The sequence below is a fragment of the Bacillus sp. N3378-2at genome (assembly GCF_033412715.1).
GTDB lineage: Bacteria > Bacillota > Bacilli > Bacillales > Bacillaceae > Bacillus > Bacillus subtilis.
Map to the genome: position 1 here is coordinate 3,339,040 of NZ_CP117986.1, position 16,020 is coordinate 3,355,059.

Sequence of the window (16,020 nt, forward strand, 5' to 3'; positions counted from 1 at the left end):
GGAAAACATAACATTTACATTTTTGGAGGTTATTTTTTTGAGGGTTTTTCTTAAAGCTGTACCTATGTTGTTGTTAGGGTTCTTTTTGTTTATGCCTAATGTATTTGCGGCCAACTCTGTCACAAGATTAGACGGTGTAAATCGTTATGAGGTTGCGGTGAACGTTTCCAAGCAGGGATGGTCAAGTGCAAGCACTGTCATTGTTGCAAATGGAAAGGCATATGCAGACGTCCTTTCAGCAACTCCATTTGCCTATCGAAACAACGCGCCTGTTCTATTAACTGAAGCGTCTAAATTACCAACGGCGACAAAAAACCGAATTAGTCAGTTAAAACCTAGCAAAGTGATCGTAATCGGCGGAACCGTCAGCGTTCAAAACGGCGTCGTAAACGAGATTAAAAAGCTTGGTGTGTCATCTGTCGAACGCATCGGCGGAGCGAATCGCTACGAGGTTGCGGCGAATATTGCAAATAAGTTGCCGAAAAATTCAAAAGCTGTCATCGCAAACGGAACGGCGTATGCTGACAGCCTAGCGATCGGCGCATATGCCGCAAGAAACGGCATTCCGATTCTTTTAACATCGTCAAATTCCATACCGACAGCGACAAAAAATGCAATGAAGAGCAAAGGAACAACATCGACCATCGTCGTAGGCGGTGAAGTCAGCATCTCCAGCAGCGTATACAAACAGCTTGCTTCTCCGACGCGGATCGGCGGCAGCAACCGCTATGAAGTCGCGGCAAATGTCGTCAAGAAATATTATTCTTCTGCGAAGAATGCAATTATCAGCAACGGCTATGCGTATGCCGATGGATTAACAGGATCTGTTCTGGCGGCTAAGCAAAACCGTCCGATGATGTTCACGAATGCATCGTCTTTGCCGACACCGACAAGAGAAGTGATCGGTTCCAAAAACATGACGACGTTTACCGTGCTTGGCGGAACGGTTTCTCTTCAATCCAATGTCGTGTCACAGCTGAAAAATCCGATCGTCGGCAAAAAAATCTTCATTGATGCAGGGCACGGAGGTACAGACAGCGGTGCTATCGGCAACAGTCTATATGAAAAAAGTGTGAACCTTGATGTTGCAAAATTAATTAATACGAAATTATCAAACGGCGGTGCTCTGCCAATAATGGCGAGGACGAACGACACTTACCTGACGCTTGCACAGCGCGTGTCAAAAGCACAGTCAAATAAAGCAGATTTGTTTGTCAGCATCCATGCAAACTCGGCAACGCCTGCTGCTTCCGGAACAGAAACTTACTATTATACGACGTATGAATCAGCCAATAGTAAAAGGTTGGCAACCGAGATTCAAAATCGTCTCTATGTAGCGCTGAATACAACAAACCGTGGTGTGAAAATCGGCAACTTCCATGTCATCAGGGAATCCAAAATGCCAAGCTGCCTTGTTGAACTTGCGTTTATCACCAATATCAACGATGCGGCTAAGCTCAAAAGCTCAATTTACAAAGAAAAAGGCGCTAAAGCGATTTACGACGGAATCGTTGCTTACTATTAAAATATAAACAGAAAGTTCGTTTTTCGGAAAAACTGCCTATGCTGCCTTTGTTTTGTCTTTATAATATAGTATGATATTTTTGGTGAATTTAAAGACAAAACGGAGGCATGCACTTTTAACAAAAAATCAATGAATTTACTAATTTTAATCACTAGTGTTGCATAAATTTTGACTGAATTTTCTGCTTTCTTGTTTTTACTCATGAGAAGAAAAACAAAGACATTTGAATAGAGGTAGTTAACATCCATTTTTTTACTATAATCTTTGACGAGTGCAACAGACCTGTGAAATTCTTTAGGGCACGGTTTTCCCTACGATTTTTCGTAGCCATAAATGAGCGGATTTCCATGGTGCCGCTTTGAGTAAGCGACTAATTTGTAAGTACGTCCTTGAACTGTTCGTGTTCAGCTGTGCCAGTACATTTAGGCAATATACAATCATTGCGATATACACTTGATTATGTACGCCTTGTTCGCTCTGCGCGTAGAACTTTTTGATGTTCAGGTGCTGCTTCAGCCATTTAAAAAATAGCTCGATTGCCCAGCGCGACTTATATAACTCAGCGATTTCGTCAGCGCTTAAATCAAATCGATTCGTGATCAGATGCAGTTCGTTTCCTTTTGAATCGAGCACTTTGATGAGGCGAAAAGCGTTTTCTGCACGGTTTTGTGGTGTACCAATCAAAACCATTTCATCTGAAAACACAAGCGAGTCTTCAGGCAGTTTAAATGGCTCGATTACACGAATGACAGCGTTTTTTCGTAAGCGTGACACAAAGAAATACCCATCGTCTGTCATGCGGTCAAATCGTTCATAATCCAAGTAACCCCGGTCAAAGACGTACATGCATTCTTTGTCGTCAACGAGTACTTCCAGCTGACCACGATCATGTTCTTTCGCGTTTGTCAGCACCGCTTTATCTGGATAGGAACAGCCTTTTTCTGCGTAAACAAGACGTAAATGAAGCTTGATGCCCGACTTTGTTTTACGGAATTCAGCCCACTTATGGTTTTTCAAGTTCAATGGCAACGTACTCGAGTCGATAATTTTCAGTGGTGTTGTCGTTTCTCGGCGCTGCTCATAATGTGATTTCTCGTGAATTTGGGCAACTAAATCCAAAAATACCTGTTGGAACACTTCAGTCGGCACTTGATTTAATCGGCGTCCGAGCTGCGAAAAGCTAATCGCTTCTAAATGCGTCGCTTTTTGAAGCTCGTCAGAAAATAATGTCTCACTGACTGCACGCAGACTCTCGGTTTCATTGAGCTGAGCGAATACGAACAATTTCAAGAATGACGCAATATGTAGCTTCTTTGTATAGTAATTTAATTGATAGCTTTCAACCAATTCCTCGAGTTTTGTGGAGAAAATCGGTGAAAACCATTGTTCAAATGATGTTTTTCGTGTAAACTTATCCATGCTTATTGTCCTTTATTTTGGATTTGGATGGTTTATTACCGCCCTACCATTATAAAGGCTTTTTTTATGCAAAGATAAAATTACTGAAAATTTAGTTTTTTATAAATCGTTGAATTATTTTAATGCGACACTAGTGAATTTTAATAACTCCTTTACATTATGTTTACGTTCGTATGCTACACTGACGAAAAGATCTAACAGTAACATACTAATCGAGGTGTATGCTAGTGAGTATCGACAAAAGTTTAAGAATGTACAATGAATATTCAAGCCAGCAAACATATTCCTGTGCTCTATCTAAAAAAGCAGTACGATATTTATATATGAAACGGGTAATGGACATCGTCCTTTCCTTGATTGGGCTCGCTCTTACACTACCGTTTATTCTGCTGTTTTGTATATTAATCTGTATCGAAACACCAGGTTCCCCTTTATACCGCCAGGAACGCGTCGGAAAAGACGGGAAGCATTTTAAGGTGATCAAATTGCGTTCTATGAGAATTGACGCAGAAAAATCCGGTGCAAAATGGGCGCAGAAGGATGATCCGCGCATTACTGCAGTCGGGTCTTTTATAAGAAGAACAAGAATCGATGAACTTCCGCAGTTGATCAATGTGCTGGCTGGTGACATGAGCCTTGTGGGGCCAAGGCCTGAAAGACCGATGTTTACCGCTCAGTTTCACAACGAAATTCCGGGATTTAAAAATCGCTTAATTGTTAAACCGGGGTTAACGGGACTTGCTCAGGTAAACGGAGGCTATGATATCAGTCCGAGAGAAAAATTGGTGCACGATCTGTATTACATTCGGAACTTAACGTTTCTTCTCGATTTAAAGGTTATACTAAAAACGATTAAAGTTGTATTGACTGGCGAAGGAGCCAGATAATACGAGGAAGTTAGGAATATGCTATGTCTACCATTACGAAACAAATATTAAGCGGTGCAAAATGGACAAGTGTTTCAACCTTGATCGTCACGGTTATTCAAATTATACAGTTTGCACTGCTCGGCAATATCATGACAATTGCTGAATTCGGTTTGGTCGGGATGCTGACCACTGTTACTATTTTCACACAAATTGTACTCGATATGGGATTTGGAGCCGCTTTAATTCAAAAGGAGAATATCAGTGAACGCCAATTATCTACTTTGTATTGGCTGAATATCTTAACAGGTATCCTTTTGTTTATCGGCCTGTTTTGCCTGAGTCCCTTTATCGCAGACTTTTATCAGCGTGACGAACTGGTTTTTCTTGTGCGGATTTTGGCCGGCATGTTTTTAATCGCCCCGGTCGGGCAGCAGTATCAATATATGCTGCAAAAAGAACTGAAGTTCAATGTGTTGAGCAAAATAGAAGCCGGGGTCACCATTTTGTCATTTGTGCTCCTGCTCGTTTTGGTTTTTCTGATGGATCCAATTGTGGCCTATGCATTTTCACAAGTTTTTCTTAATTCGGTTAAAGGCATCTTGTTTTTTGCTGTATATTTTAAAAAATGGCGTCCTTCTTTTGTCTTTGCATTAGGGGAAGTGAAAGAATTTTTCTCTTTCGGCGCATTTCAGCTTGCTTCCAGGCTTGTAAACAGACTTGGCGCCAATATCGACATGATTTTGATCGGACGGTTTCTCGGTGCGGAAGCTTTGGGAATCTATAACCTAGCTTATCAGATTATTACGATTCCCGTGTTAAAAATCAACCCGATCGTGACACGGGTAGCGTTTCCTGTCTTCTCAAAAAATAAGGGAGATAACCGAACGCTGCGCGAAGGTTTTTTAAATATGACAAAGCTTCTCGCACTGATTTCATTCCCGCTTCTGATCGGACTGATGACTGTTTCAGATTTATTTATTGAAGTCGCCTTCGGAGAAAAATGGCTGCAGGCTGTACCAGTTCTGAACATCCTCGCGATTGTCGGACTCCTCAGGGTTCTGATGAATCCGAACGGATCGGTTTTGCTGGCGAAGGGGAGAGCAGACCTGGCATTTTATTGGGACAGCGGGATCATGCTCCTTTATGGGCTGTCACTTTATGCGGCGGTACTAACGAATGATTTGACGACCACCGCCTGGACATATGCAGCGATCAGCCTGATTAATTTCTTTATTGGCAGATGGCTGCTCAAATATGTCATTCAGCTGAAGCTGGGCGTATATTTTCGAACCGTTGGAAAACCGCTCACCTTGACGCTGCTTATGGCATTGCTGGCGCTTGTCTTGAGCGTTGGCAGCAGACATCTGCTTCACGGCGCCATGCTTCAGCTGACAGTTTCAGTCGGGATAAGCGGGATTTTTTACGTTTTTTTGGTCAGCAAATTATATCGGCGGGCTATGAGGGCCCAATTAGGAAGATGACAGCAGAAAGGGCGGTTCATCATTGAAGGTTCTTTGGATTACCAGTGTTTATCCAAGTAGTCAAAAACCGGGAGAAGGTGTTTTTCATGAAACACAGGTTCAGGCGTTGTATATGCAGGGCGTTGATGTGACAGTCATATGTCCATTACCTGTGAACCCTGCTCCTCTGAGGCTGTTGAAAAAAAAGTACCGCCAAACACGAACAGTCCCGGAATATGAAGAAAGAAAAGGTATCCCGGTTTACAGACCACCATATACAGCTCTGCCGGGACAGCTAAAATGGGCTCAGCCGCATCGCCGGATCGCAAAGTCAGTATTGAGGACGATCGAGAAGTACAGCCTTGCGCCGAATCTTATCCATGCCCATTTCGCGATGCCATCCGGGGGTGCCGCTGCCGTTATTGCACAGAGGCTGAAGGTTCCTTATGTTCTAACTTTGCACGGAAGCGATGTCAATATTTATCCTCATTACAGCAAAGGCGCTTTTCGAGCATTTGATATGGCTGTGCATGCTGCAGCTAAAGTTTTGGCTGTCAGCGATGCTTTGAAAGCCAAAACAAAAGAAATGACCGGTGCTGATTGCTCGGTGCTTCCTATCGGCGTCAACCTGGACAATTTTCAAAAAAACTCCGCTTCAACACTTGAATTGAGGGAGAAACTCGGCTTGCCGACAGACAAAAAATTGCTGACGTTCGTCGGTCGCTTGGTGAAAGGAAAGGGTGTAGCCGAGCTGGCTGAAGCGGTCAGGTCGCTTGATGACAGCTACAGAGCTGTATTCATCGGCGATGGACCGGAGAAGCAGCATATCCGTCAAATCGCCGGTGAAAAAGCAATATTAATGGGGCAGGTCTCAAACCTTCAAATATCTGAATATCTGGCTGCCTCTGATCTGTTTGTGCTCCCTTCGTATTCAGAAGGGATGCCGACTGTTGTCATTGAAGCGCTCGCCCTCAAGGTTCCGGTGCTTTGTACGGCGGTCGGAGGGGTTCCGTCTTTATTCGGAAAGCATGAACATCTGCTGATCAAGCCCCGCTCGGCTTCAAGCATTACAGAAGCTGTCAAGGGATATTTGGAAGTCGGCACTTGGCAAGAAGTCATTGCTGAAGAACTGTATCAAACGGTGCTCGATGATTATGACGCCTTTCAAAATGCCGGCAAGTTGCTGGATGTGTATAAGGATGTTGTCAAGAACAATTAAGTTAGGATCTGTCGGTTAATATGGTATATGAATGTGGAATATAATACTGTCTAAATCCATCTATTTGCGTCTAAGCTAATAAAATAATGATTGGGAAAACAAAATACCCAGATTTTTTCAATAGAAAGAGTTAAAGTCATTACCTAAATCAAGCTATTGGATTTGAAGGGTCAGCTGAAAGAAGGGAATGATAATGTTGAAAAGAATTGCTGTCATTGGGACGGGATATGTCGGGCTGGTGTCTGGAACTTGTTTTGCTGAAGTGGGAAACTCAGTTGTCTGCTGTGATATCGACGCTGAAAAAATAAGAGGACTCTTAGCCGGAGTAATGCCGATTTATGAGAACGGCCTAAAAGAGCTTGTGGATAAAAACGTAAACGAAAATCGCTTATTTTTCTCTACTGATATTCCAAAAGCGATTGAAGAAGCTGAGATTATTTATATTGCAGTCGGAACACCGATGTCGGAAACAGGGGAAGCAGATCTGACATTTGTTAAATCTGTTGCCGAAATGATCGGAAAGCATCTGAACGGCTATAAAGTCATCGTCAACAAAAGCACTGTCCCTGTTGGCACTGGAAAGCTCATACAAGGTATCATACAACGTATTTCAAAAGGAGAAGTTCCTTTCGACGTCGTTTCGAATCCCGAATTCCTTCGTGAAGGAACAGCTATTTACGATACGATGAATATGGAAAGAGCCGTCATCGGCGCGACAAGCGAAAGGGCTGCTGCGATAATTGAAGAACTTCATAAGCCTTTTCAAACGAAAATTGTCAAGTCTAACCTTGAAAGTGCAGAAATGATTAAATATGCTGCAAATGCATTTTTGGCTACAAAGATCTCGTTCATTAATGATATCGCGAATATTTGCGAAAGAGTCGGAGCTGACGTATCAAAGGTGTCTGAAGGTGTCGGACTCGACAGCAGAATCGGCAATAAATTTTTAAAAGCCGGAATCGGCTTTGGTGGCTCCTGCTTCCCTAAAGATACAATGGCTTTATTGCATATCGCGAAGTCAGCCGGCTACCCTTTTAAAATGATTGAAGCCGTCATCGAGACGAACCAAAAGCAGCGTGCCCACATTGTGCAGAAGCTCCTTGATGTGTTCGGCGATTTAAACGGCAAGACCATTTCAATTCTTGGTTTGGCATTCAAGCCTAATACAAACGATATGCGCTCAGCTCCATCTCTGGATGTCATTCCGACGCTGAGAAGTCTTGGTGCTAAAGTCAAAGCGTTTGATCCGATTGCGGTTCCTGAAGCAGAAAAGATTCTGGGCGATCAAGCTGTTTACAGCGAAGATCTGTATGAGACGATTCAAGATACGGATGCCTGCGTCATATTGACAGAGTGGCATGAGATACAGAACATGGATATTACCAAACTCAAGGCCGCTTTGAAAAATCCCGTCTTAATCGATGGACGTAATATATTTGAAGTTGAAAAAATGAGAAACGAAGGTATGATCTATCATTCAATCGGACGGCCGGAAGTACAGGTAGAAGGAATTCTGACCAACGTATAAATGATGGGAGATAACAATGGGAAAAGTACTAATGACAGTGGGTGCGCTTTATCGGCTCGCATATTGCTGAACACCTTCTGAAAGAGAATTAATGGAGTTTCAATTCTTGTTAAGTTAACTACGGGACACCAAATCAACATTGACGGCCTCCCGATTGACTTTCATGAGCAGGATATTACGAAGCCGAAAGGCATCGATGTATCAAAAGCATTGATCTCGATTATATTATTCATTTAGCTGCACAAATGAGCATAGCAGAATCTGTCAGCGTTTTTTAGATGATGAAAACATCAATATTAGGGACTAGCTCCATATTCTGATAGCAGTGAGTGAATGCAATGTGAAATAGATCGTCTTTGCATAATCAGCGGCTGTTTATGGATATCCGGATATATCCGCCTGTCGACATCTGTCATAAAATAAAAACAAATCCAGACTCACCATACGGGGCGAAACTTATGGTAGATGAGCTAATTAAAGCCAGCCTATGATCTGTATGGAACAGATTCTAGCATTTTACGATATAGCAACGTATATGGGCCACGCCAGGACGGAATAGGAGAAGAGATCTTGTATCAACTTTCTCCAATTTGCTACCCAGCGGTAAGGCTCCGGTGATTTTTGGATACGTGGATTTTATTGCAATGTTGTGGTTTCTGCCAACGTCAAGGCGCTCAAAGCCTAATCAAACGGGAGAATATCCACATCACACTGTACGGAACATAGAATATCTAAAACTGGTAACCAAAATGCCAATCGCTTAAGGACTGGAAAAGAACGTATCAAATCATAATATAGAAAGAATATGTAAAATTACTGGCTGCTGTCTGATATCGGCAGCCCTTTTCCAGAAAGAAGCGGAAGGAGGGGGAAAAATGAGTCTCAAACGTTCCGCGGTCAATGTTCTGGTTTGGCTCGCCGCATTGACCGCAGGGTTAGCATGCATTGTATTGGCCCAATCCAATGCAAAAAAAATCTTGCTAGCATGTCTAATTATGATTGCACTGACTTCGATCGTTGTGCTCAGGAAGTATATGTCATCTGAGCAATTGCTAATGCCCGTATTATATTTGCTGATCGCTGCAACTTTTGCCAACAATGCTTTTTTTACGATTAAATTGGGCTTTTTCAGCCTGTTTCCATATCGAATTCTTCTGATTCTGGCAGGATTCATATTCATAGCAGAAATGTTGAAAGGCAGCCGACACCTTGAAAAGTGGAATCAGGTGCGTGTCAAAGGCATACTAATGTTTTTCGCATTTTGGTTCTGTTATGGAATGATTTCACTGCTTTGGGTCAAATCTGTTACTGATGGCATAAAATATATGTTCCTATTGGCAATGGGAATGTTCTTCGTTTTTCTGATTGTCATGTTTTTTCAAAAATTGGATCGCATTTTCGCATTTTATTACATATGGCTGGTCATGACCGTATTTGTAATGGGGATAGGGTTTTACAATCACTTTACATTCAACCACCTGCCGAGCTCGACCCTTTACAACGGGCCGCACTATAAACAGCACTATCCGACATCCGTTTTTTTCAATCAAAATGACTTTGCGACATTTCTGTCCATCAGCTTTTGCTTTTATTTATCTTTTTTCAAAAACATTAAAAACAGCTATTTAAAAATAGCAGGATTGATCCTTGCGTTCTGTTCGGCCTACTTGATTTTTCTGACTGGATCAAGAGCCAGTATCCTAGGAGTTATAGCCGGACTTGCCGTTTATACGTTCATTTTGCTGCCGAAGATGCTTAAAAAATGGGCGCTCATCGCCGCAGCTGCAGGATGTATCGCTTTTGTCACCCTGTTTGCAGGAAAGATTACTGGAGCTTTTTATACATACTTTTTAGCTCCGCAAACAATACACGATTTCAGCGAGCCGCTGCCATCCAATGTAGGGAGGGCAAACTTGTTGAAAAACGCCGGCCATTATGTGCTGGATACTTACGGATTTGGCGTTGGCGCAGGCAATGTACCTTATTATTTGGAACATCATGCACTGTTCGATACGGATCAGGTCGTCGAGGTTCATAACTGGCTCGTTGAGATCATGACGAACTTTGGAGTTGTGATGATGCTCGGTTATTTAACAATGTACATTTATTTAATAACTGTGCTTTACCGGTATTATAAAAGATCGCTTGGAAGGCGGCCAAAGCTTCTCATTGAAGGTTTGACAGCCGCGCTTGTCGCTTTCCTTGTGTCAAGTATCAGCCCGAGTTCCGTTTCGAATTTATACTTCCATTGGGTGTTTCTCGCCCTTGTTATAGCGGCAATTAACACTTTTAGAATCAGCGGAACAGATGAAACCGAACAGTATAGATAATTTTTGAAAAGCTAATTTAAAAATAGGGAGAAATTCATGTGATGAATTTAATCAAACGTATTGCTGGTAGAGTGAAAAAGTTTATTGTGGCGATAATTGTGCTTCCTCTTATTCTTGGTCTTGTGGGCTATTTTATACCGAAGGGGAGTGTTGCTCCGTCTGATTACACGGCTACTGTAACGATATCAACCGGAAACTATGGAGAAGCTAAGTACAACAATGCAAAACAAGTACCGCTGCTGTTGAAAAACGGAGCTTTTTTAAAGGATATTTTCCCGGGGATGTCGGAAGAGGATTTGGCGCAGTTGAAAGACGATCTGGTGATTGAAATCAGAACGGATTCGCTTTTTAATTTAAGCTACACAGGGCCTGACAAACAGAAAACATCGGATACTTTAGGAAAAATCAAAGACGCCTATATGAAAGGCGATAAGGCGCTTTTTTCAAAAAGGGAAGAAGTCATTGAAAATAATATTAAGGCGCTTGAAGGCGAAACAGTCAGCTCTGATTCAAAAGTTGACAAACAGCGGTTTTTGTATGAACTTGAAACAAGCAAGCTTGATATGAAGGCTGCTGAAGAAATTGAGCCCTTGAACGTACTAGATAACCAGGTTGTCGGCATGTCGCCTAAAAAAAGAGCGGTATTGGGCGTATTGATTGGTTTGGCGCTGTCATTTTTTATTATTGTTGTTCCGGAAGTTTTCAGAGAACGTTAAATTTATAATTGGGGATGTGGATCAGGACCATGACGAGGCAAAAACCTTTAATCTCTGTCATTACGCCTTCCTATAACGCGGAGGAATATATCGAAAAAACCATTCAGTCCGTCTTAAATCAGACGTTTTCCGACTGGGAAATGATTATTGCGGATGATTGCTCAACAGATGGGACAAGAGACATTTTGAAGCGCTATGAAGAAGATGATGACCGGATCCATGCTATTTTTCTGAAAGAAAATCAAGGTGCTGCAGCTGCACGAAATGCGGCGCTCAGCAAAGCCGAAGGGCACTATGTCGCATTTTTGGACAGCGATGATGTATGGAAAGCAGAAAAGCTGGAAAAGCAGCTTGCCTTCATGAGGAAGCATCAGCATGCTTTCACATTTACGGCATACGAGCTGATCAGCCAAGACGGCAAACCACTTCATAAAACCATTCATGCACCCATGAGCCTTACATATGATGATGTATTAAAAAATACGATTATTGGTTGCTTGACGGTAATGATTGACAGGGAGCAAACCGGTGATATCCGTATGCCGAATATTAGAACCCGTCAGGATTTGGCGACATGGTTATCCGTATTAAAGCGGGGATTCAAGGCATACGGACTGAACGAACCCCTCGCCGAATACCGCATCGTTGAAACATCGATTTCCAGCAACAAATGGAAGGCTGCGAAAAAAACGTGGTTTGTCTACAGGGAGATCGAACGGCTTCATTTTATGAAAGCAACATGGTGTTTTGTTCAATATGCAAAAAACGCGGTGAAAAAAAGATTATAGCCGCAAACAGAGAGAAAAGGTGATGAAGGTGGAAACAAAAGAAGCAATCATTCATGTCATCGTTGCCACTGCTGAATGGGGAAAAGACCAATTGAGATACAGAAGGCACCGGCTGGCAGAATTTTTAGCTGCTCAGGAGGAAACGAAGGAAGTTATTTGGGTATGTCCGGCTCCGCGTGCCCAAGGGAAAGAGTTTCAGGAAGTCCATTCTGGCATCAGGCAATTCGCTGTCAAAGACCTGCTGCAGAAAAAAATGTTTCGTTTCGGACGATATACAGATGTCTTTTACAAACATAAGCTCTCCCCATTACTCGATGAGCTTACACCTGCTTCTGCAAACGGTGAACGCTGCTGTTTATGGTACACGTTTCCCGGATTCCCGCTGCTGTCTTCGCTGTATCCTTGGGATCAGGTCATTTATGACTGCAGTGACTTATGGGCTGCGCCGATCAGCGGCCGATCAAATCTGCTGTCTGAATTCCGGCGAAAAGTCATTAAAACGGCAGAGCTGAGAATTATACAACGAGCAGATTCAATAACCTGTTCATCAGATTATCTTCACAAGGAAGTAGACAAAAAACTGACTGCAGGACGAGAAAAGGTTCATACAGTGGAAAACGGTGTGGAGTATGAGCTGTTTTCTGCAAATAAACAAGCTCCCGATCGCAGTATACTGCAGGGGAGAGAAGGAACAGTGTTAGGTTTTATCGGCGGAATTAAACCGAAGCTCGATTTTAAAATGATTGAAGAAGCCGCCCTGCAAAAGCCTGATTGGACATTTTTATGGGTTGGCCCGGATGCCACCAATGGTGACGTTTCGTTTCAAGAGCTGCTGAGGCTTCCCAATGTTATATGGACCGGCCCGGCGGATCCGAAAGAAGTTCCGCATTTTATGGAGCTTATCGACATTGGCATCATGCCTTATAAACAATCACCGTATAATCAAGCTGTGTTTCCACTGAAACTATTTGAATTTTTAGCGGCAGGAAAACCTGTCGTCGGCTCTAATCTTCCGTCAACCTCAAAAATGCAAAAGCCGTATGTATACGAATATGTAGAAGGTGATCATCCAATTGATTTTATAGCAGCTTGTGAAAAAGTTCTCGAACAAAACGGAGACGAAACCTATAAAGAAATGCGCCGAAACATCGCTCGCACACAAGATTGGAATTGCTTATTTAGACAAATTATGAAATATACAGGGATTCAAAAACATGCGTAGTCCTATAAATTGGGATGCGCGTTTTTTGATTATACGTGTTTCTTTTTGATGAAGCTTGTTATAATAACTAAGGAGAAGGTATAATGGAAGGAACGGTTCTCTATATAAATAAAGACTTCATTTAATTCCAAAGGAGACTTCTTTATGCTTGACGAACGCATGATTCGCATTGTTGTTGCGTTTATTGTCTCGCTGCTGACAGTTTTAATCATAACCCCAATCGTAAAAAGGATTGCGATTAAAATAGGTGCAGTTGACCAGCCCAGCAATCGAAAAGTACATGACAAAATCATGCCCCGCATGGGCGGGCTGGCCATATTTATCGGGGTGGTTGCAGGCGTGCTTGCATCCGGTATTTACACAGAAACAAGGATGACGGCAATTACAGTCGGAGCATTCATCATTATTGTGTTAGGTATTCTTGACGATAAATATCAATTAAGTGCAAAAGTTAAGTTTTTGATTCAATTAGGTGTAGCCATTATGGTTGTAAGCACTGGCTTAAAAATGGACTTTTTCTCAGTACCTTTTTTAACAGAACGATTTGAGTTAGGATGGATGGCTTATCCGCTGACGGTATTATGGATTGTCGGCATCACGAACGCAATTAACCTGATTGATGGATTGGATGGCCTTGCTGCCGGTCTTTCTGTTATCGGCCTGTCAACGATCGCTGTCATGGCGCTATCCGGCGGAAAAGTGCTCATTCTGTCACTCTCATTAGTCGTTATTGCCAGCACGCTGGGGTTTTTGTTTTACAACTTCCACCCGGCAAAAATCTTTATGGGAGATACGGGATCACTTTTTTTAGGGTATAGTATTTCGATTCTTTCATTATTAGGCCTGTATAAAAGTGTCACATTGTTCAGTATCGTTATCCCGATTATTATATTAGGCGTACCGATTTTTGATACAACATTTGCTATCATCAGGAGAATATTAAACAAACAGCCGATTTCAGCGCCTGATAAGTCGCATATTCACCATAGACTGATGGCCTTTGGCCTTTCACATCGGATGTCAGTCTTAGTTATTTATTTGATTGGATTTATTTTCAGTATCAGTGCGATTGTGCTTAAAAGTGCCACAATTTGGCTTTCTTTGTTTATTATCTTCATTTTAATCATTTTTATGCAGATCATAGCAGAAGTGACAGGACTCGTAAATGAAAAATTTAAGCCGTTTACGAAGTTTTATAAACGTCTGGTGAAAAGGAATTAAAGAACAATGAAAAAAGGATTTCTAAGATGATGAAAGTACATTCAACTTAGAAATCCTTTTTTTTAATATTGTTTATAGCTTAATTGCTTTAGCATAACGAACCCCTTGATCATATTTATCATGGACTTCATTATTATACATTTTAGTTGGCAGATACAGTTTTAATTTTTCACTTCTATCTTGAAGGGCAAAGTCATCGACTTGATAAACCAATTTTATTTTAGTTGACTGATGTGGCTTCAATTTTTTTAATTTACTCATATCAAATTTGCCTTCATTCGTTTGACTTGTATAATTGTCTATACCGAGCATTGTTTCAATAAACAATGCTCCATCAGTTGTTACATGATTACTTTTATTTTGAATTTCTGCTTCAATTGATATTGGAATTATATTGTCTTTTTTGTCTCCTATTTCTGAAGATAAAACCTTTATATTTATATTATCACATGTTATCACTTCTTTTTTAGGAAAATACTCAATTGAAAATTCAGCAGGAACATTTTTGTTTATTACGTAGACACGATAAACAAAAAATAATATTAAAAAACTTATTAGTAATAAAATATATGTTTTCTTTTTAAACATTTTAAATTCTCCCTTGAATTTAATGTCTCATGATTTTAGTATTGTATGATTGATAATTGTCCCTTTCTCTACCATGAAAATTTCATCTGAAAGAAACTCTAAACTTTCTGATTCATGGCTAGCAAGAAGGATTAACTTATTTTTCTCTTTTAGTTCTATTAATAAATTTTTTACAAGTGATATTCCATCTTTATCAAGAGCATTGGTAGGTTCATCTAAAATAATTAGTTCTGGATCTTCCATAATTGCCTGGGCAATTCCAAGTCTTTGTTTCATACCTAAAGAATAATCTTTAAATTTTCTTTTATCATCAGGGTTTAAACCGACGGATTCTATTGTGTTTTTTATTTGATCCTCAGTGAGTATTCCTTTTATATCTGCTATCATCTTAAGGTTTTTAAACCCTGTATAGTTAGGTAAAAATCCTGGATATTCTATTATAGCTCCAACGCTCTCTGGGAAAGAGATTTTCCCTCCAAGTTTTTTTCCGTTAATTTCAATAAATCCGCTTGACGGTTTAATAAGACCACATATTGCCTTAAATAGCATTGTTTTTCCTGATCCATTTTTTCCTGTAAATCCATAAATTTTCCCTCGATCTAACTGTAAACTGATATCGTCTATTAGAACTTGCTTTCTAATTTTTTTTGTAAGGTGTTCTACTTTTAAATATGCACTTTTTGACATGTTAATCCTCTGCTTTCATTTAAATTAAATCCTTTTTTTTAAAAGAAATATAAATAGCAAAAAATAAAAAAATGCTTAACAAGACGTTATAGCATATCGAATATTGAAGCGTAAGATGATGACTGGGTTCAAAAATAGTATGTTTAAGAATCATTGAATGTATTGCCGGAAGCAATGGGTTATTTATAAATATAGAAAGACATATTAGGATAGCGACTATTAAAAAACTATAGTTGGAATTCATATAAAAAGAGAAAAACACATGAATTAAAGTCAGTGATATAGATGTTAAAGCATATAGTGTGAAAATGATAATTAAAAATTTTCCTTCAGTAACCTGTTTAAAGCTTAAGTCATTTATAATATTGACAGCAGGCATGTTCCAATTCAAAGAGTTTAAATTGTATATCAAACCTACTATATAAGTAACAAGTAATAAAACTAGATA

The 16,020-nt window shown here is 40.7% G+C and carries 13 protein-coding genes; 10 read left to right on the forward strand and 3 right to left on the reverse strand.

Annotated elements, in window-relative coordinates:
- Positions 1 to 37: 37 nt before the first annotated feature.
- The gene (locus tag PUN35_RS17865; RefSeq protein WP_033881223.1) at positions 38 to 1,525 is read left to right on the forward strand and encodes an N-acetylmuramoyl-L-alanine amidase; all 1,488 of its coding nucleotides are present in this window, start codon (positions 38 to 40) and stop codon (positions 1,523 to 1,525) included.
- A gap of 294 nt (positions 1,526 to 1,819) precedes the next feature.
- Here the strand turns inward: PUN35_RS17865 and PUN35_RS17870 are convergent, their stop codons facing one another.
- A complete protein-coding gene (locus PUN35_RS17870) occupies positions 1,820 to 2,944 on the reverse strand; it encodes an IS4-like element IS4Bsu1 family transposase (protein ID WP_031601042.1) in 1,125 nt (374 codons plus the stop codon).
- Positions 2,945 to 3,195: 251 nt separating this feature from the next.
- Between PUN35_RS17870 and PUN35_RS17875 the strand changes: the two genes are divergently transcribed.
- The 9 genes from PUN35_RS17875 (at position 3,196) to PUN35_RS17915 (ending at position 14,297) form a co-directional block, all read left to right on the forward strand.
- Complete coding sequence (locus tag PUN35_RS17875) at positions 3,196 to 3,831, forward strand: sugar transferase (protein WP_014481072.1); 636 nt, start codon at positions 3,196 to 3,198, stop codon at positions 3,829 to 3,831.
- Positions 3,832 to 3,854: 23 nt separating this feature from the next.
- Positions 3,855 to 5,294 (forward strand): teichuronic acid biosynthesis protein TuaB, encoded by a 1,440-nt coding sequence (gene tuaB / locus PUN35_RS17880; RefSeq protein ID WP_014481071.1) that lies wholly within the window; start codon positions 3,855 to 3,857, stop codon positions 5,292 to 5,294.
- A 22-nt stretch (positions 5,295 to 5,316) separates the two neighbouring features.
- Entirely contained in the window at positions 5,317 to 6,492 is a 1,176-nt protein-coding gene (tuaC, locus tag PUN35_RS17885) for a teichuronic acid biosynthesis protein TuaC (protein WP_014481070.1), read from the forward strand.
- 187 nt (positions 6,493 to 6,679) lie between these two features.
- Positions 6,680 to 8,020, forward strand: a complete 1,341-nt coding sequence (tuaD, locus tag PUN35_RS17890; protein WP_269466493.1) for a UDP-glucose 6-dehydrogenase TuaD — start codon at positions 6,680 to 6,682, stop codon at positions 8,018 to 8,020.
- Between the two features lie 875 nt (positions 8,021 to 8,895).
- Complete coding sequence (gene tuaE / locus PUN35_RS17895; protein ID WP_014481068.1) at positions 8,896 to 10,350, forward strand: teichuronic acid biosynthesis protein TuaE; 1,455 nt, start codon at positions 8,896 to 8,898, stop codon at positions 10,348 to 10,350.
- 41 nt (positions 10,351 to 10,391) lie between these two features.
- Positions 10,392 to 11,066 (forward strand): teichuronic acid biosynthesis protein TuaF, encoded by a 675-nt coding sequence (gene tuaF / locus PUN35_RS17900; RefSeq protein ID WP_014481067.1) that lies wholly within the window; start codon positions 10,392 to 10,394, stop codon positions 11,064 to 11,066.
- Between the two features lie 29 nt (positions 11,067 to 11,095).
- Positions 11,096 to 11,854, forward strand: coding sequence for a teichuronic acid biosynthesis protein TuaG (gene tuaG / locus PUN35_RS17905; protein ID WP_014481066.1), 759 nt, complete (start codon positions 11,096 to 11,098; stop codon positions 11,852 to 11,854).
- Positions 11,855 to 11,882: 28 nt separating this feature from the next.
- The gene (gene tuaH, locus PUN35_RS17910) at positions 11,883 to 13,076 is read left to right on the forward strand and encodes a teichuronic acid biosynthesis protein TuaH (protein ID WP_014481065.1); all 1,194 of its coding nucleotides are present in this window, start codon (positions 11,883 to 11,885) and stop codon (positions 13,074 to 13,076) included.
- A gap of 144 nt (positions 13,077 to 13,220) precedes the next feature.
- Complete coding sequence (locus PUN35_RS17915) at positions 13,221 to 14,297, forward strand: MraY family glycosyltransferase (protein ID WP_014481064.1); 1,077 nt, start codon at positions 13,221 to 13,223, stop codon at positions 14,295 to 14,297.
- A gap of 72 nt (positions 14,298 to 14,369) precedes the next feature.
- On the opposite strand, the gene PUN35_RS17920 is transcribed toward PUN35_RS17915, so the two are convergent.
- Together PUN35_RS17920 and PUN35_RS17925 are read right to left on the reverse strand one after the other, a co-directional pair.
- A complete protein-coding gene (locus PUN35_RS17920; protein WP_014481063.1) occupies positions 14,370 to 14,885 on the reverse strand; it encodes a hypothetical protein in 516 nt (171 codons plus the stop codon).
- Positions 14,886 to 14,912: 27 nt separating this feature from the next.
- Positions 14,913 to 15,572 (reverse strand): ATP-binding cassette domain-containing protein, encoded by a 660-nt coding sequence (locus tag PUN35_RS17925; protein ID WP_014481062.1) that lies wholly within the window; start codon positions 15,570 to 15,572, stop codon positions 14,913 to 14,915.
- Positions 15,573 to 16,020 lie beyond the last annotated feature (448 nt).